This window comes from Candidatus Bathyarchaeota archaeon (assembly GCA_026014465.1).
GTDB lineage: Archaea > Thermoproteota > Bathyarchaeia > Bathyarchaeales > Bathycorpusculaceae > JADGNF01.
The window spans coordinates 569,871-591,193 of the sequence record JAOZID010000010.1 but is presented as its reverse complement, the minus strand read 5'-3'; the positions used below and the strand labels follow the sequence as shown (position 1 = coordinate 591,193).

The following is a 21,323-nucleotide window of genomic DNA, read 5'->3' as shown; positions in this document are numbered from 1 at the left end:
GTTCGGCGGGGTACGTATGAATTCTGATGTTTTGGGTCGTTTTGAGAACGTAGTTAAACGTTTCAATAATGCTGAGGCGCTGTGCGGGTTAAGTTTTGATCTGCACAGGGGCGTAAATGGTTTGATTGGGCCAAACGGCGCTGGCAAAACAACCACTCTGAAATTGAGTTTAGGTTTGATTAAGGCAACTTCTGGTAGTGCGCAGCTTTTAGGGTTTGATTGCTGGCGGGAATCGTTAAAGATTAGGCGTAAAGTCGGCGTTTTGTATGAGAAAGTAGCGTTTTATGATCATTTGTCTGGGCTTGAATACCTTAAACTGATGGCTAAGTTTAAGGATGTTTCTGATGTGTTGGGCGATAGTAAACGGGTTTTGAAGCTTGTTGCACTTGATACTGAGGCTCAGCACAGACGTATCGGCGGCTATTCTGCGGGTATGCGTCAAAGAATTGGACTTGCACAGGCATTGCTGGGTACGCCTGAACTGGTAATACTTGATGAGCCTACCTCAAACCTTGACCCCATAGGACGTACCCAAGTGCTTAACCTCATAAACTCCTTAAAAAAAGACTGCTCCTTCATCATCTCCAGCCACATTCTGCCCGAACTAGAAAAAATCTGTGAACACGTCATCCTCATGCATAACGGACAAGCTGTACGGCAAGGTTCCTTGACTCGGATGCTAAGTGAAGTTGATTCCAGTGTATTCTTGGTCAAGGTCGAGCCTGCAACTGCTGTTGCTGAATTGCTGCGAAGTGAGGAATGCGTTAAAGATGTTACTGCGGTTGAGGGCAGTTTGGTTGTGGTTGCCAAAAACCCTGTTGTGTTCAAGCAACGTTTGCCCGCTGTTGTAGCGCAAGCGAATGCTTCACTTGAAGAAGTGAAAGCTGCAGGGAACGATTTAGAAGCCCTGTTCAAAACAACCGTTTCAGGAGACTAAAAATGGATTTGCATACACTCAAAACTACGCTGTCATTGCTCAAAGCCGAGATTCAAAGAGCTTGGCGTTTTCCTATACTTGAATTGGCAATCGGCTTCATAGTGCTAATTTCCATTACTGCAACCCCAAACATGTTCAAAATCATTCCTCAAATCCAGCTACAAACCACTTTAGACTCAACTATAACCACCGCCATTTACAACATAATAGACCTGCAAATGCTGCCTTTGGGGCTGTTTTGCGTCCTCTTATTGTCGCTGTCTTTTGCTAGGGACTACGAACAAGGGTTAATGCAGACTCTCCTCTCATCACCGCTGTCACGCTCATCGGTTTTTATAGCGAAATTTGCTGCAGTGGTTGTTCCTTTGACCCTTCTATCTTGGATTGTTATGCTTTGCACGTTGGCTTTGAATTTCTATTCAGACCCTAATTTGCTGTTGCGGAGCATTCAGTTTGCTGCTTGGGCGCTTCCCGTTACGGTTTTAGCCATGATGTTTTATGGTGGATTAGCAGTATTCATCTCGCTGTCTGTTAGACGTACAATTCCATCTGCGTTGATTACAACAATTACAAGTTTTGTCCTGTACTACCTAAGTACCCTAACCGTAGGCGCCAGTTCTTTGTTCAATTATCTGTCATTATCCCCCTACAAAGCACCTATAACAACCCTTGGCAAAGTCTTTGGTGTAGTACAAAACAGCAACCCCTTTGAACGTAGCTTACCAACGGAGATTTTTCTGGTCGTAAGCATAGTTTACGCTTTGGGTTTTGTGGTTCCAATGTATTTTTACTTCACCCGGAGGTTTGAAGTACGAGAATAAACCTGCAACGTACAGGTTTAATCTTGCTGATTTTTGGTGCCGTTCTTTTAATGATGTCTTCTTCACCGCACGTTCCTCAAAACACAATATCGAGCTTTGGTGAGTTTGCACCTAACCAGACCTCCTGTACCACAATCCTTGTTGGTCCAGTTGGGGTGGGAAAAATAGCCGTGGGTTACTTCACTTTACCTGGAAGCACTGCGCCTTCTGTTCCCGGATTTGAAAACGTCACGTTACCCATACACTTAGAAATCACTGCCCCCAACAATCAAACCCTAATTGAAACCTGCACCACAACCCCCGATATTTTCCCTATTAACTTTGACAGCCGCGGACAATACTGCATCTATGTAACTAACTGTGGAAACCAAACAAGTTCTCTCCCCATAGGCGTAGCATTCGAAGCTGGAAACCCCCAGAATATAGAAGCCGACAAATATGCTCTTGCAGTTTTCCTGACAGCATCAGGTGCTGTTTTAACCGCGATAAATCTTGTCCGCACGTTTATTTTTAAGCGCCGCCGCCCGTAGCAAAAAATTTGGTTAATTAGTTGTTGATAAAAAAAGAGTTGAGTGTTTGTTTTGGGTTTACCCTCCTGCGCGGATTTCTCTGCGTAGGAACAGTAGGTATGCGGCGACGAAACAGGCTATCATGGCGGCTGCTAGGGCTGTGACTTGGGGCCAACAGGAGGTTACGTCGGTGTTGGGGCGTATCATGCCGCTGGATGAGAATACTATGACGGAGCCGTAGTTTGAGCCTGTGAGTAAGATGTTGGCTGCTTGTGTGTAGAGGTAGGAGGGCGAGATGCTTTGGATGATGTTTTGTAGGTTTTGCCGGTTTTGGATGCTTTGTATGTACAGGTCGGTTTGGGTTTGGTCGATGGGTCGGCTTATGAAGCCGCCTTGGTCGCTAGAGGTTGAGGAGATTGATGGGGCGAAGAACTGTGGGGTTTGGACGGGTACGACGGCGCTGGCTATGAGGGTGGCTACTATGGCTAGTATGAACGTGAAGAATATCCATGTGACGACGGTTCCGATTATGGCGGTTGCGGTTTTTTTGATGGCTGTTGAGAAGAGCAGGCTAAGGGCAAGCCAAAAGCCCAGGTAAAGTATGGTGAGTATTGCGAAGACGAAGATGCGTCCTGTTTCTGCGAGGGTGGGTCCAAAGCCGATGATGGGGATTGCTAATCCGACCATGATGCCTACGGTGCCTGTGACCATGAGGGAAAGTGCTGCTATGCCTGCGAGGAATTTTCCGTTGATAACTGCGTCTCTAAAGATGGGCTGCGAAAGCAGTACGGAGAGGCTGCCGCTGCTGCGTTCCTTGTTTATGGCGTCGAACCCCAAAGCTAACCCGATGATGGGTCCAAAATAGATCATTACGTATGTGAAGGATATGCCGCCGGTTAGGGAGCCTGAAAACATGTCCATGAAGCTTAGGTTGGAGCTTGATGTTACGCTGTTTTGCATAGAAGTAGCGCCTTGATACGCGGTTACGGCTGCTAACCCCAAAACCAACACAAACAGTACCAGGTAACGTTTGCTTCCCAGATGGTCCGCAAGCTCTTTTTTGCATACCGTTAAAAAGTTCGCCATGCTTAGTCTCCCTCGTAATATTTGAGGAATACCTCTTCTAAACTGTGCTCTTTTGGTTTCATCAACAAAATCGTGGACTCATTCTTAACGATAGTTTCAGAAACTTCCCTAGCCATATTTTCCATCATCTTAACGTATAACCTGTGGTTTTCCTGCGTGACGGCTTCCACGTTTTTGATTGCTTCCAGTTCAGAAACCAGTTTGGGGCTTATCTGGGTTAATTCAAACTCAATTGTCATGTTTTCTCCGCTTCTTAGTTTGTTTGACAGGTTTTCTATGGTGTCTGCGGCGATGAGTTTTCCTTTGCGTATGATGAGGACTTTTTGGCAGGTTTGCTGGACGTCATGTAGCAGGTGAGAGGATAAGAGTATGGTTAAGCCGTATTCTTTGTTGAGTTTTAGGAGCATGTCGCGGACTTCTTTTGTGCCTTTGGGGTCTAAGCCAATGGTGGGTTCGTCAAAGAAGGCGACTTTTGGCTGTTTAACCAGAACCTCCGCGATGCCTAGGCGCTGTTTCATGCCGCGAGAGAACTTTTCGACTTTTGTATCTGCCCATTCTGATAGGCTTACGGCTTCAAGCAGTTCATCTGCGCGGGCTTGTATCTCTGACTGTGGGACATCGTTTAGCTGGCAGATGTAGTCAAGGTTCTGTTTTGCCGTTAACTCTTCGTAGTATCCTGCGCCTTCAGGCAAGAGCCCCGCTACGGTGCGCACTTTTTTGGATTCCTTGACGACGTCATAGCCTCCTACGGTAGCGGTTCCCGAAGTGGGCACGGACAATCCCATGAGCATTAGCAGCGTCGTAGTTTTTCCTGCACCGTTTTGACCCAAGAACCCCACGATATCTCCTTGGTTCACCGTCAAATCCAAGTTGTCAACTGCCACGAATTTGCCGTAATGCTTTGTTAGCTGCTGCGTTTGTATCATTGGTTCCGCCATTGTTTATCTCCTCTTGAATTTCCAGAAGACCGCGATTAGCAAAATGATGAACACGGCTGCTATGGCTATCCCGTATAGCCCCCAAGATGTTGAAGCTGCTACGGTTAACCTGACCTGCGTGACGCCTGAACCCATCTGGTTGCTTTCTCCTTTGACGCTGACCATGTAGTCTCCTGCAACAGTGTTCTCAGGCGTTGTTACTTCCACGTTGAAGGTTGCTGATTCTCTGGATTTGAGCATCTCTACATTAACGGGGGAAATGTTAACTGACCAGCCGTCTGCGGGAAGCGTGATGTTCATGGAGAGGTCTGTGAGTGTGGTGTAGCCTGAGTTAGTGATGGTTGCCGTGAACGTGGCGGATTCGCCGCTGTTTGCCGTAGCCATGTACGTTGACAAGGACATGTCAAGGCGGTAGGAGCCTACAACGGTCGTTGTCAGGTTTGCTTCGGTTAAGACTACTCCGCTTTCAGACTTGATTTTTACTGGGAACGTGTACGTATCAAGTGCAACGGAACTAGGCGGTGTAACGATAACTGTTAGGTCTGAAGAGTTTCCGCCATACAAGTAAAGCCTAGTTACTTCAACATCGCCTAACCTGAAAACTGCTTTCCAGTTAGCAGGCGGCTCAACAGACAGCAGCAAGTAGCGGTCGGTAGTTCCCATGTTCGACACGGTAAGCGGGTAACTCACCGAGTTTCCAGCTTCAACAGCAACTTCAGGAAGCTTTGCGGTCAAAGTGATTTCGTTTGCTAACTCTGTTACCGTAACAGTTACCGATATGGTGTCGGTGATGCCTTGGTTAACTGCCTCTGCGTTTGCTGAAAGCTCGTATGTTTGGTTAGTAAGCGCTGAAGACGGAGATTTAACCTCCAATACCAAGTTTACAGTTTGGTCAGCTTCAAGAAGCACCTCTGTTAGGTAGTCGCCGTCGGTGGATTTCATGAAAGCCGTCCAGTTCTCAGGAACCTGGTCAACAGAAAGCTTGAAACGCATATCAACGCTAAAGGGGTTTGTTAAAGCCATCTCAAACCGAACAAAATCGCCTGCATTAGACGATTTTCCGGGGTAGGCGCAGTTTAGCATAGAATCGTCTGCGGGTTCAACTTGGACCGTGAACGTTAATGTGGTGCCCACTTCGCCTGATGCGGTAAGTGTCACCTCGTAGCTGCCGTTTGCATCCAACGGAATCTCCACTTCTAACTGCAGGTTAGCATTCGAACTTGGCGAAAGCGACGTTTCCAGAATTCGATGTCCACCGTTATCCATAACCTTTGCAGCCCAACCCGCAGGAACCACCGCTGAAAAACCCACAGGCTCAATCTCAGAACCCACGTTACTTGCCATAAACGGCAAAACCAACGTATCACCAGGATTAGCCGCCGTACCCAAAATCGAAGAAGTCAACCACAAAACCTTCGACAAAACAACCTCACTTAGCACAATTTGTGAATCCGCAGCGGATACGGAAACCATTTTGGTGTATTCAACATAGCCTGGTTTTGAAAACTTTAAGGAATAACTGTTTGAACTGGTCAACCCAAGATTAAACGAGCCATCACCATAAGTTGTAGCATCAGCAACAAGAACATCCCCAGAATACGCCTCAACACTAACATCCGCCATTCCAACACCCTGCGAGTCCACTACAGTACCTGAAACCTCTGTTTCGGCTCCTTCCGTGTAAACGGCTACTGTAAACGTTTTAGAGGCATTAGTTTTGCCTATAGCGGTTAAAGAAATGTTGTACCTTGTGTTTTCGGTTACTGCTGAGGGAATTGTAGTTTCTAGTTGCAGTGTTACACTTTGTCCTGAAGCCATTTCTATTTGATTAACTTCGTAGGTGCCCTGTAGAATTCTTGTAAGCATTTCGTGTGAAGTTGACACCGCAAATTCTACGCTTTCAACGCCTTCAGCGCCTTCATATCTCACAGTAAACGGAATAGTAACTGTTTCGCCTTGTTCAGCAATAATTTGTAAAACAGACGCAGAAATACTCAACCCAGGATGCAAAGCAACCGACTGAATGATTTGGTCAAAAGTGTCTATAACAACCGTTGTTGAAGCTTCTTTGTATCCCACTTTACTAAACTGGAACGTATAACTTCCAAATTCAATTTCTGGAGTCACAAAAACTCCTTCTGAATTCGTTTTGATGCCTGCAACAAAGCGACCATTAGTGAGAATCTCGACAGTAACATCCCCTATTCCAACGCCGTCTTCAGTTACAACTGAACCAAAAACATGTGTTGTCTGAGTTTGACCATACGCTGACCCCACAATTGTCAAAGGAGACAGGAAGAGCGTGGTACAGAAAAGAAAAAGTGTTACGAGTGCCATAGTTTTGCTGGATGGTTTTTTGTGAATCATGTTAATCTTAACTCTTGTTTTGTTTAAGGCACATTACAACGCATAGTTGCCTTACCAAGCGGTATCTTATGAAGTCTATTAAAAAGTTGCCCCAAAAGTATACCACATTTTTCCAGTACGCCCCTACTCGTGTTCCCACCTAACCTGCGCCATCGCCAAACCACATGGCAAACAAGCCGCAACACCACACTTTTTCCAAAGAAAACACCAACCTATTAGCATCCAAATATTAATTCTATGCAGAAAGGGGGAGGGGGTAGGTAGAAAAACGCCCTCAAGAGTTTGTCAAAGCAGGTTAAGGGATTATTTCACAGCCGTTGTATTTGAGGAAGTCGAAGTCGTTTAGGGTTATTTTGTTTTCGTGTATGAGTTGTTTGATTTGGGGGATTTGGGTTTGTATGGTGTTGATTAGGTTTTTGATGGTGGTGCAGATTTCTGTGTATTGCGGGTCGCTCCAGCGTTTGGTGATGTTGGCGTACAGGCAGCGTCCTCCGCACATGTTTAGGCTGTCGCAGTTTTTGCAGGGCGACTCTTCGACAAAGACTTTGCGCAGCTGCAACGGGTCGGCGTCGCAGATGTGCCCCAGATAATACTGTTTCATGCCCCACATGGTTGGACACGGCGTGATGTAGCCGTCGGTTTGTATGGCATAGTTTACCCAGCCCGCACCACACCGCATCAGCGCCTCTTTCTCACCGTTTAGAAGCGAGTTGGCTATGCCCAAAAACGGATACAACTTTAGCACCACTCCTTTTTGTTGCATGTACTCAACCCATAGCTGCGCGAGTTTTTCTATGCCTGGCATGTAGCTTTGCTGGCTCCACTCTTTGAAGTTGCGCCGCGAGTAGTCGTTGCCCCAAAAACCCGCGTTGAGCTGCCAATGCACACTCGAAAAACTAAACTCCGAGTTGTCCAAAAGCCACCTAACCTGCCCGTAAATGTCGGTTTGCTCCATAACTGTTACCCGCGCAATCAATTCGCCCCCAAACCCGTTCGCTTTGAGCAGTTTGAGGTTGTCGATGACTTTTCGAAATGTTCCTTTTCCGCGGTAGTAATCAGTTAGGGCTTCGTCGCCGTCTATAGAAACCAGCAATGTGTGCAGGCGGTTCACGTATTTTGGCTCTAACTGGTCAAGCAGCAACCCGTTTGTCTGCATCATAAAATGCTTGGGTTCAACGCCATCCATAATCTGCCTAACCGCCTCCATGTTGCATAGCGGTTCGCCTCCGTAAAACGTCAAAACGCACTGGGGGTCTTTTGCGCAAAACTTCGACAGCAACTCCACAGGATAATCTAAGTGCCGCGGCAACTCATAATCGAGTTCAAACTCGCCAAAGTCCTCCTCAAAATCTTCCATCATCTCCCCAAAACAGTAACGGCACTGCAAATTACATTCGTTGGTGACCACTACGTGAAAGAACATAAATTACTTTTGACAAAGCACCTGCTTAATAGTATTTTTCCGCCAACCGCTGCGCTTCATCGTATTCCTCGCCATTTTCCCCTTCTTCATCCGTAGCGGGTTCTTCTTCAGGGGCTTCTTTGGTTTTCTCTTTTTGCATCTTTTCACGCTCTTTATGCGCCTTTGACTTCGCCTTCTCCACGTAACTTTGCAGGTCACGGCTTTTCATAACCTTTTCAGGCAACGTTTCAGGTGCATACACCAACGGCAACACCGCTATAAACAAGAAGAAACTAGCCAGCGGAAAAATCTCTGACCCCGTCGTGGGACCTGAAATGTACGAACCTACAAAAAACCGCATAAAATTAGCAAACAAAAACGGCAAACTGCCAATGGCGTAGAATTTTTCGCTTTTCTGGTTTTGCGCCAAGTCGCCCCAGATAGTTATGAGGAAAAGGGTGTATAGAAAACCCCATGAGACGCCATCTAAAACTGTGTAAGTGTACCAGCTCAAAGTTGCATAGGGAAACATGCCCAGTACTGCATAGCCTATGCCCAACGTCGCAAAAGCTATAATCGCTAACCGTTTACGCCCAAATCTGTCAGCTAAGAACCCTCCAACTACAGCAAATACTCCCATCAAGATGCTCTCAATTATCGAGAACGACCGCACAAAATCAGTTCCTGTGGAGCCAAACAGGTTTGTGATGACTGGAGTGGCTATGTAGTTTACAAGAGAGAGCATTAGCCATGGAACGAAGTACAAGAGAAATGGTCTGTTGGAGATGATTGTAAGGTAGGATGGATGTTTTTCTTTTTGTTCATTTTTTGTGAACTGTGTTTTTAGGGGAAGAAAAATTAGAAAACCCGCTACTCTCCAGATGATTAGAATCAGAACATCCAGTTCCAGTTGGGTTACGCCCAAATTTCCTAGTGCAAAGAATCCTAATCCAATCATAAGGAATGTGATTCCGCCGATTCTCGAACGATTATTGGTTTTTGTGACGGCAGCGTAGTAGCCCATGCAAATTGGCATGCCAAACCCAAAGTAAACACCAAATACTACCGCAACCAAAATTATGTCCATAAATGCTGTTGTGTTAATCATCAAAGGCATTGTAGAGATAACTGCGCCCAGTAATATCCAGTAAAGCAAAAACTTTGTTCTGCTCCGAAGTTTTATCAGCGTTGCCGCAAAAGCGGAGATGCTTATGCCCAAAAGGTTAACGCCCCAAACTAAAATGGATTCACTGCTGGTTAATGCAGCGCTATCCATGGTTCCTACAAGCCAATTAAAAGCATAAAAATACCAAATGAATGCATTAGCAACTACAAATATGGCTCCTGCTGTGGTTCGTAGATTTATTCCTTTACTGCCCTTAGTCATCATTACGATTCGTGAAGTATCCTTTCTGTTCAAACTGTACATAAGCATTAAGAATTTTGAAACTGTATTTCAGAATAAGTAAAATTTAAGTATACTTGTACTTCATATATACAGTAGGAGAAGGTCGGAAATGAAAAAAGCAAACAAACTAGTTCGCGTAGCCCCCTGGGTCTAAGGACTAGAATTTTATAACCCTTGAATGCTGCTTATAAGCAACATTCTTAACCCCTCTTTTGATTTTGAATCTGGCAGTTCTTTTAGGTTTTCAGTGCCTTTTTCCGTTTGCTTCTTCATGTACTTGATTAGGTTTTGGGCTTCTTTTGTATCTAAAATCAGTTCAGCAATTTGTTCTGTGTCTTCTTCCGTGAACTCCTTTTTTCCTATTTTCTTTTGCAGCTGCGTTTTTTTCTTCGCATCTTGCATGGTGTATAGGACGGGTAGGGGTGGGAGTTCGTTTCTGATTTTATTCTCTAGTTCTGCGGCTTCAAATGTGTCTATGAATTCGTCTCTTAGGGCGGAGGTTATGCCAAACGCTTTCCCGTATTCGCCTAAGTGTTCTACGGTTTTGTTGTCTGCATCACCCAAAATGGCTCCTACTTCGCAGTAGACTTTTGGAACGACTGCTTTTGATTTTATTATGTCTAAATGCTTTTTTGGCGTCAAGTCTTTGCTTTGACGTAACTCTAATTCTGTAATTTCGGCGTTGCTGATTTCAAACAATGCCCCAAGAACTGTGTCAAAAATTTTTTTGCTTTTCTCTTTGGGTAACTCGCTGCATTTTTCATGTAGCAATTTTGCGCCGTGGAAAAGAAGCGCATCTCCCGCAAGCAAAGCAGCATCCCCTCCATATTTGCCATAAACGGTTTTCTTGGAATACTTTAGAACTGATTTATCAATTATGTCATCATGAACATCCGCAGAACCTGCAATAAGCATCATAGCCGTTCCTACCCCAACTGTTTTTTCAGGTTCACCGCCTACGGCTTCGCATGAAAGAGAAATCAGTGCAGGAAAAACGGGCAACACCCCCCTAAGTGTCGTCTTCGCAAAATACTTGGTCGCCGCAGAAACTACGCCGCTTCCATACGAGGAATCTACAAGTTCCTTTTTTGTTTCTTCTAACGCCGCTTTGCCGTACTGTGCTATGATGCCCTGAACGTTTTTGATAAGCTCGGAGTCAGATACCATAACTCATCTATAACTGCTCTAGATATTTCTCCTTTTAGGTCAAAGGCATGGAAGCGTAACTCTTAATAGGTTACTGGTGGCTTGAACCTGTTTTATGAGTAGCCTGAAGCAGATTGAGGCGAAGTGGCAAGAAAAATGGGCTGCTGCACGCCTTTTCGAAGCTGACCCCGACCCTAAACGTCAAAAGTTACTGGTGACTTTTCCTTATCCGTACATGAATGGTCCGTTGCATGTGGGTCATGCTTTTACTGCTAGCCGCGTGGATGCGTATGCACGTTTTCGCCGCATGCAAGGGTTCAATGTTTTGTGGCCTTGGGGTTGGCACTGGACAGGACAGCCGCTTTTGGGGGCTAGTCAGCGCGTAGCCAAAGGCGACGAAAAATACATCCGAGTTTTGCGTGAAGTGGATGGCGTGCCCGAATCTGAACTTCAAAAGTTTGTTGACCCCCTCTACATGGCGCAGTACTACACCAACGAGGGACAACTAAGTGCGCAACGTATCGGCTTTAGCGTGGACTGGCGCCGCTCATTTACCACAGTTTGGCCAACTTACCAGAAATTCATCGAATGGCAATACGCTAACCTGCAAGAAATGGGCTACGTCACCAAAGGAACCCACCCCGTAGTCTGGTGCCCCAAAGACAAAAGCCCCACAGGCGACCACGACAGGCAATCAGGTGAAGGCGTAACCCCCGAAGAGTACACGCTCATCAAATACAAACTCGACAACGAGACGTTTTTGCCTGCCGCGACTTTCCGTCCAGAGACGCTTTTTGGCGTTACGAACATGTGGATAAATCCCGACGCCGACTATGTAGAAGCCACGGTGGATGGGGAGCGTTGGGTGATTAGCCAAGAAGCAGCCGAGAAACTCAACGAACAAGAACGCAAAGTCACCGTCACGCGAACCTTCAAAGGCAAAGAACTCATTGGCAAAAGCTTTGAGAACCCCATAACCCATAAACGCTTTTTGATTTTGCCTGGGTGGTTTGTGAACTCCAAAGTCGCCACAGGCGTAGTCTACAGCGTCCCCGCTCACGCACCCTTTGACTGGCTAGCGCTCAAAGACCTGCAGGAAAACCTCGCTGTTCTGGAGCAGTTTGGCATGGACGCCAAGGTGGTGCAGGCAATCAAGCCTATCTCACTCATCAAGGTCGAGGGCTACGGCGATTACCCCGCAGTCGAAGTCGTTGCCCAAATGGGCATCAAAGACCAGCATGACCCGCGCGGTGAAGAAGCCACCAAAGTTTTGTACAAGAAAGAGTTCCACGGCGGTAAACTCAAGGAATCCTGTGGCGTCTACGCGGGTAAGTCCGTGCGGGCGGTTAAAGACCAAATCATCAGCGACTTCAAAGAAGCAGGTGTTGCCGATAGCATGTATGATTTGCCTGACCCCGTCGTTTGCCGTTGCATGACGCCCTGTGTAGTGAAGGTTCTAAGCGACCAATGGTTCCTCAACTACTCCGACGCTGCATGGAAAGCTAAAGCCAAAGAAGTCGTTGAGCAAATGCGCATTTACCCCGAAACCGCCAAACCCTGGTTCTTCACCGTAATTGACTGGCTCAAAGAGTGGGCATGCGCCCGAACCACAGGCTTTGGAACCCCCCTACCCTGGGGAAAAGGCTGGATAATCGAAACCCTAAGCGACTCCACCGTATACATGGCATTTTACACCGTAAACAAACACATCCGCCAACACAACATCCCCCCACAAGCCCTAACCAGAGAAGTTTTCGACTACATCTTCCTAGGAAAAGGCAACCCCGAAAAACTCCAAACCCCAGAATTAACTGCCCAGTTGCTAACACAGATGCGCGAAGAGTTCTTGTACTGGTATCCGTTGGATTTGCGTAACAGCGCCAAAGAACTCGTCCCCAACCATCTCACTTTCTGCATCTTCCATCACGCTGCCCTGTTTCCTTCGCAGCATTGGCCCCAAGCCATGAGCGTAAACGGCATGCTAATGATTGAGAGCAAGCAGATGCACAAATCCACAGGCAACTTCATCACCATGAAAGGAGCTGTTGACAAGTACGGGGCAGATGCCACTAGATGCGGTTTGATGCTGGGTGCGGAAGCCATGGACGACCCTGACTGGCGAGCCGAAAACATACGCGACCTGCAAGGCAAATTCGACAGCCTCATGAGCTTCGCAGGCGAAATACTCTCCAAAGCAAACAGCCCCGAAGATACGCAGTTGGAACGCTGGCTATTGAGCAAGCTGCAAAAACGCATAATCGAAGTCACCGAAGCCTTGGAGGATTTGAAGACCCGAACCGCCCTGCAAACCGCACTCTTTGAAGTCTGGAACGACATGCGCTGGTACATCCAACGAAAAGGCAAAACAGACGCTGCCGCCCTTGCACAAGCCGTGAAGGTCTGGCTTAGGATGCTTGCGCCCTTTGCACCCCACCTGTGCGAAGAACTGTGGAGCCAATCATGCGAGGAAGGCTTCATATCCGTCGCGCCCTGGCCCAAAGCACAGTCAGAAAAAATGGACGTCGCCGCCGAAGAACAAGAAAACTTGGTAACCGACATCATCGCGGACACCGCCAACATCCTTAAAGCCACAAAGATGGAGCCCAAACGCATCTGCTACTACACCGCTGCGCCGTGGAAATGGAACATATTCCTAAAAGTTTTGGAGAAAACGCTCTCAGGTCAAGCTAAAATCAACGAGGTCATGAAAGAACTCTCCGCCGACCCAGACGTGAAACCACACATGAAAGACGCCGCCGCACTGGTTCCCAAAACCATCAAAGCCATGACCAAAATCAGCTGCGAACGCAAAGCCAACATGCAAAAAATCCTCCAAACAAACGAAACCCAAACCATCCAAGACGCCGCCGCCTTCCTAAAAGAACGCTTCAACGCAGACGTTTCCATCTACAGCGAAACCGACCAAAACCGCCACGACCCCAAAAACCGCGCCAAATTCTCAATGCCCTACCAACCCGCCATATACATCGAATAACCCTGCATCCACACACTTCTTCTTTCTTGCTTTTGGGGGTCAGAAGTATTTTTGCAGGTCGGCTTTTGCTTGGTGAGGCGTTGTTTTGAAGCATTCGGAGATGTAGGGTCCTGTGAAACCTGCGTTTTTGAATGCTTGGGCTACTTGTTGCCAGGGGATGGTTCCGTCGCCTACGTTTAGGTGTTGATCGTTTTTGCCGTTGTTGTCGTGGAAGTGGACGTTGACGATTTTGTCTTTGAATTTTTCTATGTAGGTGGTTACGCCTTCGGCGGTGTGGGCGTGTCCTGTGTCTAGGCACATTTTGAGGTAACGTGAGGGCAGCTGGGAGAACAGGAATTCGAAGTCGTTGATGTTGTCGCCTAGATAGAAGAATTCGGAGTCTTTGGGCATGGGGTTCACGTTTTCCAAAGCCAAAACCACGTCGTGTTCCTTGCATAGGCTCAGGGTTTCTTTGAGGCTCAAAACCAACTGCTCCAACCCTTGGCGTCGCAGCCAATTCCATTCAGGCAAGCCGTTGCAGTGACCAATGTGTGTTGTTAGATGCGTCGCGGCTAAATCGCTGGCAACTTGGACACACCGCTTCAAATACGCCACGTTAGCGCGGCGCAACATGGAAATTCGGTCTGCGGGGTTGATTGAAAATGGCGTGTGCAGGCTTACTGTGACGGCATATTCTTTGGAGAGCTTCTTCAAGTTGGTTATGCGTTTTGCGTCAAAGGTTTCGATGAATTCATGCTCCACATTCAAATCAACCTCCAAATGCGCTAACCCATACTCCCTTGCGTAGGCGAAGTATTCTCCTACGGGTTTTTCTACAACGTCAAAGCCAAAACGCAGATCCATAACCCATAATGCCCGTTAAGGTATAATTGGGTATCTAACTGGTTAGAGCATGTCTGAGGGGTGTTTTGCTTTCATGGATAGTCGTCGTAGTCGTGCGAAGGTCTGTTCCAGATTTAGCGATGTGGGGACTGGTTGCCCAAATGGTTGACACTGCCCCTTTTTGATGGCTTTGATGATGTCGTCTACTTTGGGTTCGGAGTCTATGACGGTGTAGGCGTAGCCGATTTGGGGTGCATAGTGGGCGTCGGTTCCCGCTACTCCTGGCAGGTTGTATGCGTGGGCGGCTTCTTGGGCTTTTTTTACGCAACGGTTGAAGGGGACGGCGCGGGCGTTTATGACTTCTATGGCGTCAAAGCGAGAGGAGACGTTTTTCCCTAGGCTGCCTTTGAAGAGGGCATAGGGGTGGCAGGCGATGGCTATTCCTGCGGCAGCGTGAATTTTGTCGATGGTCTCAGCGGCGCTAAGTCCGCGGGGGATGACTTCAGGAACGTTGAGGGCGACAATGTGTCCGTCGAGGCTGGAAACTTCGGTGCCGGGAATGATGAGAAAGTTGGTTTGTTTGGCGATTTTTTTTGCGCCTTCGACTTGGTTGTGGTCGGTTACGGCTATAGCGTTTAAGCCGCGTTTTTTAGCGTAGAAAACGAGTTCTTCGGGTGTGATAAGGGAGTCTTTGGAGTAGATGGTGTGAACGTGCAGGTCAGCCTTAACTGGAATTTGCTTTCAACTCCTGCACTTTGTTGCGTGCCTCCAAAAGCAAAGCCTCCAACTCTTCGGGGGTAGCATCAATTTTTTTGAACAACGGCTTAGGATTATTGATTTTGTGCCCCTCCTCCAGAGTTGTCGTTGCTTGGTTCCACATGCCCGCCTCTATGCCGCTTGAGAACCCAAGGGTCTGCCATATCTGCTCTGCGGTCTGGGGCATAATTGGTGAGGACGCCACAGCGAGTGCTTTTACAATTTGGATGCACACGTAAAATATGGTTGCCGCTTTGGGCGGATCGGTTTTGAGTAGTTTCCAGGGTTCTTTTTCGTTGAGGTACTGGTTGCCTGCGCGGGCTAAGCTAATGAGCGTGTTGGCGGCGGACTGCAGCTTGGCAGCTTCCAAATCACGAGTTACTGCATTAACTTTCTCTTGCACCATAGCGAGTACGGCTTGGTCATCAGCGTCAAGCTCGCCCTGTGAGGGGACTTCGCCGCCAAATTTGGAGTTGACAAAGGTAAGGGTGCGGTGGATGAAGTTGCCGTAGGTGTCGTTGAGGTCGGCGTTGATTTTGTCAGTGAAAAAGTCCCAGCTAAAGTTGGTGTCTTTGGTTTCGGGGCGCGTAGATATGAGGAAGAAGCGCCAGTAATCCAGCGGGAAAACTTGTAGGGCTTCGTCTATCCAGATGCCAATTTTGCGGCTTTTGCTGGCTTTCTCGCCCTTGAACTGTAAGAACTCGGTTGCGGATACGTTCCACGGCAAATTATAATCCTCACCAGAAGCCAAAAGCAGTGCGGGCAAGATGATTGTGTGGAAAGGTATGTTGTCTTTACCCACAAAATACATGGTTTTGGTGTCTTTGTTAAACCAGAACTCACGCCACTTTTGTGGTTCCCCAGCTTTTTGGCAGGCTTCTATGGTTGCGGAAACGTAGCCTAAGACGGCTTCAACCCAGACATAGATAGTTTTGCCTTCTGCTCCGGGAAACGGCGCGGGTATGCCCCATTCTACGTCGCGGGTGACGGCGCGGGGTTTTAAGCCTTCTTTTATCCAGTTGAGACTAAAGTTTTTGGCGTTGCTTGGGATTTGCTGGTTTTCTTCAAGGAACTTGATGAGGGGCTTGGCGAAGCGGGAGAGGTCAATGTACCAGTGCTTCGTGGTTTTCATGGCGGGTGTGTTCTTGCAGATGCTGCATCTGGGTTCAACAAGCGTGCCTTCTAGGAGTCTGCCGCATTTGTCACATTGGTCACCACGGGCGTTTTCGTATCCGCAGTGGGGGCAGGTTCCTTCAACGAAACGGTCAGGCAAGAAACGGCGGTCATGTTCGCAGTAGAGCATCTGGGTTTCCTGAGAGAAAATGTAGCCGTTCTCGTAAACCTTCATCAGGTGCTGCTGCACAAACTCTTTGTGAACAGAACTTTCAGTGCTGGTGTAGTTATCAAAACTCGCCTCCCACGCCCTAAACAACTCCGAAACCCGCGCGTGGTTCCTATCCGTCAAAACCTTAGGCGACACACCCTCCTTAATCGCCTCCACCTCAATAGGCGTCCCATGCGTATCCGAACCACTAACCATCAAAACATCCAACCCCCGCAACCTAAAAAACCGCGCAGCAACATCCGCCGACAAAACCGAACCCACAAGATTACCTAAATGAGGAGTCACATTAATGTACGGCCAAGCCGAAGTAACCAAAACCTTACCAACCGTAAACTTCAACACATCCCAACTTCTGGATAGGTTAGGAGATATAAAACCTGTCCCTTAAAACCGTGCCCCTTCAAATGCAGCTTCCTTTTTCGCTGTTTTAGGCAAGATTTATGCGGTACTTTGGTTACGTTTGTATGGATGGCAGCCCATGCGTTACTCGAAGGACGTTTTAGCGAGGCAGACAGAATTTTTTGGCAGATTAGGAGGCGTATGAGGTGAAAGTTCTTCTTGTTAATCCGCCGCAGTCGTTTTATCCTGGTTCGGATTTGGTTTCGGGTAATTTGCCGTTGGGTCTGATGTATATGGCGGCGGTTTTGGATAAGGCGGGTTTTGAAGTTGAGATTTTGGATGCGTTCATGTTTGATGCGCCGCCGCGAAACGTTGGGGACACCATTGAAGTTGGCATGACCTACGAGCAGTTGCAGCAGGAAATCCAAAAAAGAAAACCCCACATAATAGGAATAGGCAACCCGTTTTCCACGCAGATAGAGCACGCCAAAAAAGTCGCCTCAGTAGCCAAGTCTTTGGACCCACAGGTTTTGACGGTGGTGGGTGGTCCGCATGTGACGGTTATGCCCAAAGAGTTTTTGGATGAGGCACAGGCAGTTGACGTAGCAGTGATTGGCGAAGGCGAATACACGATGCTTGAGCTTGCCAAAGCCGCCGCGGAGAAAAAAGCCTTCGATCGCGTCACGGGGATTGCGTACCGAAAAAACGGAAAAGTCACGGTGACTCCGCCGCGTCCGTTTATTGTGGATTTGGATGCTTTGCCGTATCCTGCGTATCATTTGGTGGATATGGAGCAGTACCTAAATCCTGTCAAAATTGAGTACCGCAGCTTTAAGTCCCGTTCGATTAGCATGATTACCAGCCGCGGCTGCCCGTATAACTGCTGTTTTTGCTCGGTTCACCTGCACATGGGCAAAACATTCAGAGCCCACAGCCCAAAGTATGTTGCAGACCACATCCAGTACGTCATCGACAAATTTGGCGTGAAAACCCTGTTTTTCGAGGACGATAACCTCACCTTTGACCAGAAACGTTTCGAGGCAATTTGCGACAAAATGCTTGAGCGCAAAATTAATGTGAACTGGGAAACCCCCAACGGCATCCGCGCCGACCGCCTAAACCTTGAGCTTCTTAAAAAGATGAAAAAGTCAGGCTGTAAAAGCGCATTTTTCGGTGTGGAATCAGGTGACCAGTACGTGCTGGATAATATTATCCACAAAGACCTTGACCTTAAACGTGTGGAGGAAACCGTGAAGCTTTGCAAGCAAATCGGGCTGAAAAGCGGCGCTTTTTTTGTTATAGGTTTTCCTGGGGAAAAGAAAGAGAACATGGAGCGTACTGTCGAGTTTGCGTTGCGTCTTAAACGCGAGTATGATGTGGGGATGCATTTGCTGGTTGCGACGCCTTCGTATGGCACGAAGCTGTATGAGGAATGCCTCAAAAAGGGCTACCTAAAAGAATGCCTTACGCCGCGGGCTTTAGCAGAGGTTAGGCAAACCCGTGGAAACCCTCTCATAGAAACCGAGGACTTCACCGCCGAAGAAGTCAAAGCCATAGCCGAAAACGCACTGCAACAGTACCGCAAAATCTCGCTCATAAATACAATCAAGTACCCTAAAACTACGCTTGAAACTCTCTGGAACCAACCCGGCATAGCTCTTCGCTATATTAAGAACTTGTTTTCGTCTGGGTAAGCCGTTATTTAAAACGGAGGAGAGGTTAGAGGTTTGCTGGGGCTCTGGAACCAAATGGGAGAGAGAAAATGAAACCCGTCGATTCTGCTGTTTGACGAGATTGAATCATCACCAAAGCCCTTTCAGCCCCTTCTCTCTGTTTTGTTTTCCCTAAAAAAGAGGGGAATGTTGATTTTTTGTGTTTATTTGCGTTGTCTTAGGAGTAGTGCTGCTGCTGCGGCTACGATTATGATGACTGCTGCGCCTATGACTATGTAGGTTTCAGTTGGAGTGCTGCTTGTGGGTGGCTGTGGTGCTTCACTTGGTGATGGTGAGGCTGGCTGGATTGGTGTTGGAGTAGCGGGTGTTTGAGTAGTTGATGGTGTTGATGGTGAGGCTGCTGGTGTAGCGGCAGTTTCTAAGGCTACAAAGCTTGTTCCTGCTTCGCTGCTGTAGTATGCGCCAGATCCTTCAAAGGTGGCTGTTACTGTGTATAGTCCTGGTACTGGGGGTATCCATGTGATTGCGTAGTTGCCTAAGGAGTCGCTGGTGGCGTAGCCGATGTCTTGGAGGTTGCCGTTGGGGTCAATAGCTGTTAGGTGCACTTGAACGCCTGTTGCGTCTGGTTTTGGCTGGTACATGTGTATATATTCCATCCATGCAGACATGTCCTCGTCAGATATTGCGGGGGTGTTTGGTTGCGCTGGTGACAGATCCATGACTGTTCCTTCAAACAGTACCATTGCGTCTCTTGCTGCAATCTTTTGTGAAGTTACAACGGTTGTTTCAGTTTGTCCTTTGTCAAAGCCGTATAGGACTGGTGTGTAGCTGTCGGATGCTACTAGTACGCCGTCTGAGATGGCTATTTGCTGGTTGCATCCTAGTATGCTCCACATTACGTCGCCTGTTTCGCTGTTGATGCCGTAGAGTTTATCGCCTCGTTTGAGGGGGTGTGTGGGTGTGTGTTCGGCTGTGGTTGCGTAGACTTTGCCGTTGACAATTGCGGGATTGTTGTAGAAGGGCCATGTGCCGTAGGGGGTTTCGCCGCTTACGTCGACGCCTGAAGAGACTGTCCATTCAATGTTTCCAGTGTTTATGTCGTATGCTCGGATTGTTCCGTCGTAGGCTAGGAAGTAGAAGTTGTTGTAGTCAGCACCTGCAGAGTAGGCTCTAAAGCCACCCCATGGGTAAGTGCTTGGTTCGCTTTCCCAGATTTGCTCTCCAGTGTAGAGGTCAAATCCGTAGACTTTCATGGTATCAGTTGCGCCGCAGCTGCCTACGCCGTTCATTGCTACGCCTTGTCCTTCAATGTAGTATTCTCTTTGTATGTTCCACATTAGCTCTCCAGTTGTTGCGTTAAGTGCAGCAGTGGAGTTGCCTCCGTTGGATAAGTGGAAGACTATGCCGTTTGCAGTGTCAACAGCCAAGCTGGCTAAGTCCTGAATGGGCATGGTGTAGGTTTCTATGATCTCAGCAGTAGAGTTGCCGTAGGGGTAATCGTAGAGGTGCACTGTGGTTGAGTTCATGCTTTCACGTTGTATGTGCCAAAGTACGCCTGCGTAGAAGTTGGTGCTGGACACTTTGGTGTCATATGCCAATGTTCCGATGAAACGCTCCAAGCTGTCGTCAATGTTAATGTAGAAGATACCGTTTGAATCCAGCCATTGCCTGTTCATACGCCAGCTTCTGGATGAACCCAGCAAATTTATGAGTTCGTCCCCGCCTGGTTGACCCGTAACGATTTTGGTTGATTCTCCAGTGGAGGCATCAAATCGTTCAAACCTGTTTGAGCTAAGTGCCCATAGGTATGGAGTAGGTCCAGGTAGAGCAAACACTGACCTTGCAGTTGTAGGTACTGGTGGGTTCCATATTTCTTCTCCTGTGTGGACATCAACGCAGTGAATGGCGCCATTTGCAACGTAGTATGCTCTTCCGTACATGATGACCTTAGAGGGTGCTGAACAGCTGTAGTCTGTAGCTCCGTATTCGCCTCCGATGAGTCCGCCCATTCCTGTTTCAACTGTCCAGAGTACGTGTGCAGTGTCTGGTCCTGTGCTGTAGGGGTTAAAGCATGGGCTGTCTCTGCCTGTTGATTGCATCCATGCTCCGCCGATTACATACCATCCACGGTCAGCTGCGGATATAGGTCGTGTCCAGTATCCTTCTGGAAGCGGGGTTTCTGACCATCCTGGGGGAGGGTCTTGTTGTACAACAAATGTTGTCTCAACAGTTTCACATCCTTCGTAGAGGTCATCTCCTGCCCAGCGGAATTTGACTTTCCAAGTTCCAAGTTCATCTGCTGTTATAACAAACCAGTCTGTTCCTGCACCGTCCGATGTTCGCGGTCCTTCCGTGAAGGTGCTTCCGTCGGGTTTGGTGAAGTCATAGTAGTAACCGGTGCGCTTTATTCCGTCGCTTGTTCCTGGAAACATTGGTGGCTGGGGGGTAACCCACGAATTAAACAATATTGTTTGTCCCAGACCAACAACCGTTGGGTTTGCGTTTAGGAAACCAAAGGTTTTGGTTTTTGCTTGGACTGGGGCGATTTGCAAACAGGACAGTAGAATTATTGCTGTCAATGCTAAAGCTGCCGCAAGTTTAACATATTGTCTTTTCGAGTTGAGTTGTGTGTTTGCGGTTTTGTACATCACTTTTGTTTTCCTCATTTCCTATTAGTTTCTCATATTTTTAACGAGCCAGTTTTGTGTTCTGATTCCGTATTTAACATCATGTCGACTACCATCTCGACTGACAGCCATTAAAATTTAAGTTTGAAAAT

At 47.7% G+C, this 21,323-nt stretch carries 16 protein-coding genes; 7 read left to right on the top strand and 9 right to left on the bottom strand.

What is annotated here, in order from left to right; all coding sequences use genetic code 11:
• Positions 1 to 16: 16 nt before the first annotated feature.
• Genes NWF04_05130 through NWF04_05120 form a run of 3 tightly spaced genes read left to right on the top strand, consistent with a single transcriptional unit; the run spans position 17 to position 2,288 of the window.
• Entirely contained in the window at positions 17 to 937 is a 921-nt protein-coding gene (locus tag NWF04_05130; GenBank protein MCW4005964.1) for an ABC transporter ATP-binding protein, read from the top strand.
• A gap of 2 nt (positions 938 to 939) precedes the next feature.
• The gene (locus NWF04_05125) at positions 940 to 1,758 is read left to right on the top strand and encodes an ABC transporter permease (GenBank protein ID MCW4005963.1); all 819 of its coding nucleotides are present in this window, start codon (positions 940 to 942) and stop codon (positions 1,756 to 1,758) included.
• Positions 1,759 to 1,808: 50 nt separating this feature from the next.
• Positions 1,809 to 2,288, top strand: coding sequence for a hypothetical protein (locus NWF04_05120; GenBank protein MCW4005962.1), 480 nt, complete (start codon positions 1,809 to 1,811; stop codon positions 2,286 to 2,288).
• A 57-nt stretch (positions 2,289 to 2,345) separates the two neighbouring features.
• Here the strand turns inward: NWF04_05120 and NWF04_05115 are convergent, their stop codons facing one another.
• From NWF04_05115 to NWF04_05090, 6 genes are all read right to left on the bottom strand, one after another.
• Positions 2,346 to 3,353 (bottom strand): ABC transporter permease, encoded by a 1,008-nt coding sequence (locus NWF04_05115; protein ID MCW4005961.1) that lies wholly within the window; start codon positions 3,351 to 3,353, stop codon positions 2,346 to 2,348.
• A 2-nt stretch (positions 3,354 to 3,355) separates the two neighbouring features.
• Positions 3,356 to 4,291 carry an ABC transporter ATP-binding protein gene (locus NWF04_05110; GenBank protein ID MCW4005960.1) on the bottom strand — a complete coding sequence of 312 codons (936 nt, stop codon included), beginning with the start codon at positions 4,289 to 4,291 and terminating at the stop codon, positions 3,356 to 3,358.
• A gap of 3 nt (positions 4,292 to 4,294) precedes the next feature.
• Positions 4,295 to 6,658, bottom strand: a complete 2,364-nt coding sequence (locus NWF04_05105; GenBank protein ID MCW4005959.1) for an NEW3 domain-containing protein — start codon at positions 6,656 to 6,658, stop codon at positions 4,295 to 4,297.
• Between the two features lie 295 nt (positions 6,659 to 6,953).
• On the bottom strand, positions 6,954 to 8,081 hold the full coding sequence (locus NWF04_05100; GenBank protein ID MCW4005958.1) for a TIGR04084 family radical SAM/SPASM domain-containing protein: 1,128 nt from the start codon (positions 8,079 to 8,081) through the stop codon (positions 6,954 to 6,956).
• Positions 8,082 to 8,106: 25 nt separating this feature from the next.
• Positions 8,107 to 9,480: an MFS transporter gene (locus NWF04_05095; GenBank protein ID MCW4005957.1), complete on the bottom strand. Its 1,374-nt coding sequence runs from the start codon at positions 9,478 to 9,480 to the stop codon at positions 8,107 to 8,109.
• Between the two features lie 153 nt (positions 9,481 to 9,633).
• Positions 9,634 to 10,635: a polyprenyl synthetase family protein gene (locus NWF04_05090; protein MCW4005956.1), complete on the bottom strand. Its 1,002-nt coding sequence runs from the start codon at positions 10,633 to 10,635 to the stop codon at positions 9,634 to 9,636.
• Between the two features lie 94 nt (positions 10,636 to 10,729).
• On the opposite strand from NWF04_05090, the gene leuS reads away from it, so the two are divergent.
• Positions 10,730 to 13,609, top strand: a complete 2,880-nt coding sequence (gene leuS, locus NWF04_05085; protein MCW4005955.1) for a leucine--tRNA ligase — start codon at positions 10,730 to 10,732, stop codon at positions 13,607 to 13,609.
• 39 nt (positions 13,610 to 13,648) lie between these two features.
• Here the strand turns inward: leuS and NWF04_05080 are convergent, their stop codons facing one another.
• Positions 13,649 to 14,452 (bottom strand): sugar phosphate isomerase/epimerase, encoded by an 804-nt coding sequence (locus NWF04_05080; protein MCW4005954.1) that lies wholly within the window; start codon positions 14,450 to 14,452, stop codon positions 13,649 to 13,651.
• 144 nt (positions 14,453 to 14,596) lie between these two features.
• Here NWF04_05080 and NWF04_05075 point away from each other — a divergent pair, with 144 nt between their 5' ends.
• Together NWF04_05075 and NWF04_05070 are read left to right on the top strand one after the other, a co-directional pair.
• Positions 14,597 to 14,830, top strand: coding sequence for a hypothetical protein (locus tag NWF04_05075; GenBank protein ID MCW4005953.1), 234 nt, complete (start codon positions 14,597 to 14,599; stop codon positions 14,828 to 14,830).
• A 24-nt stretch (positions 14,831 to 14,854) separates the two neighbouring features.
• A complete protein-coding gene (locus NWF04_05070) occupies positions 14,855 to 15,070 on the top strand; it encodes a hypothetical protein (protein MCW4005952.1) in 216 nt (71 codons plus the stop codon).
• Positions 15,071 to 15,155: 85 nt separating this feature from the next.
• Here the strand turns inward: NWF04_05070 and metG are convergent, their stop codons facing one another.
• Complete coding sequence (metG, locus tag NWF04_05065) at positions 15,156 to 16,871, bottom strand: methionine--tRNA ligase (protein ID MCW4005951.1); 1,716 nt, start codon at positions 16,869 to 16,871, stop codon at positions 15,156 to 15,158.
• A gap of 206 nt (positions 16,872 to 17,077) precedes the next feature.
• Here metG and NWF04_05060 point away from each other — a divergent pair, with 206 nt between their 5' ends.
• Positions 17,078 to 18,565, top strand: a complete 1,488-nt coding sequence (locus NWF04_05060; protein MCW4005950.1) for a B12-binding domain-containing radical SAM protein — start codon at positions 17,078 to 17,080, stop codon at positions 18,563 to 18,565.
• A gap of 182 nt (positions 18,566 to 18,747) precedes the next feature.
• Here NWF04_05060 and NWF04_05055 read toward each other — a convergent pair whose 3' ends face one another.
• Complete coding sequence (locus NWF04_05055; protein MCW4005949.1) at positions 18,748 to 21,192, bottom strand: PQQ-like beta-propeller repeat protein; 2,445 nt, start codon at positions 21,190 to 21,192, stop codon at positions 18,748 to 18,750.
• Positions 21,193 to 21,323 lie beyond the last annotated feature (131 nt).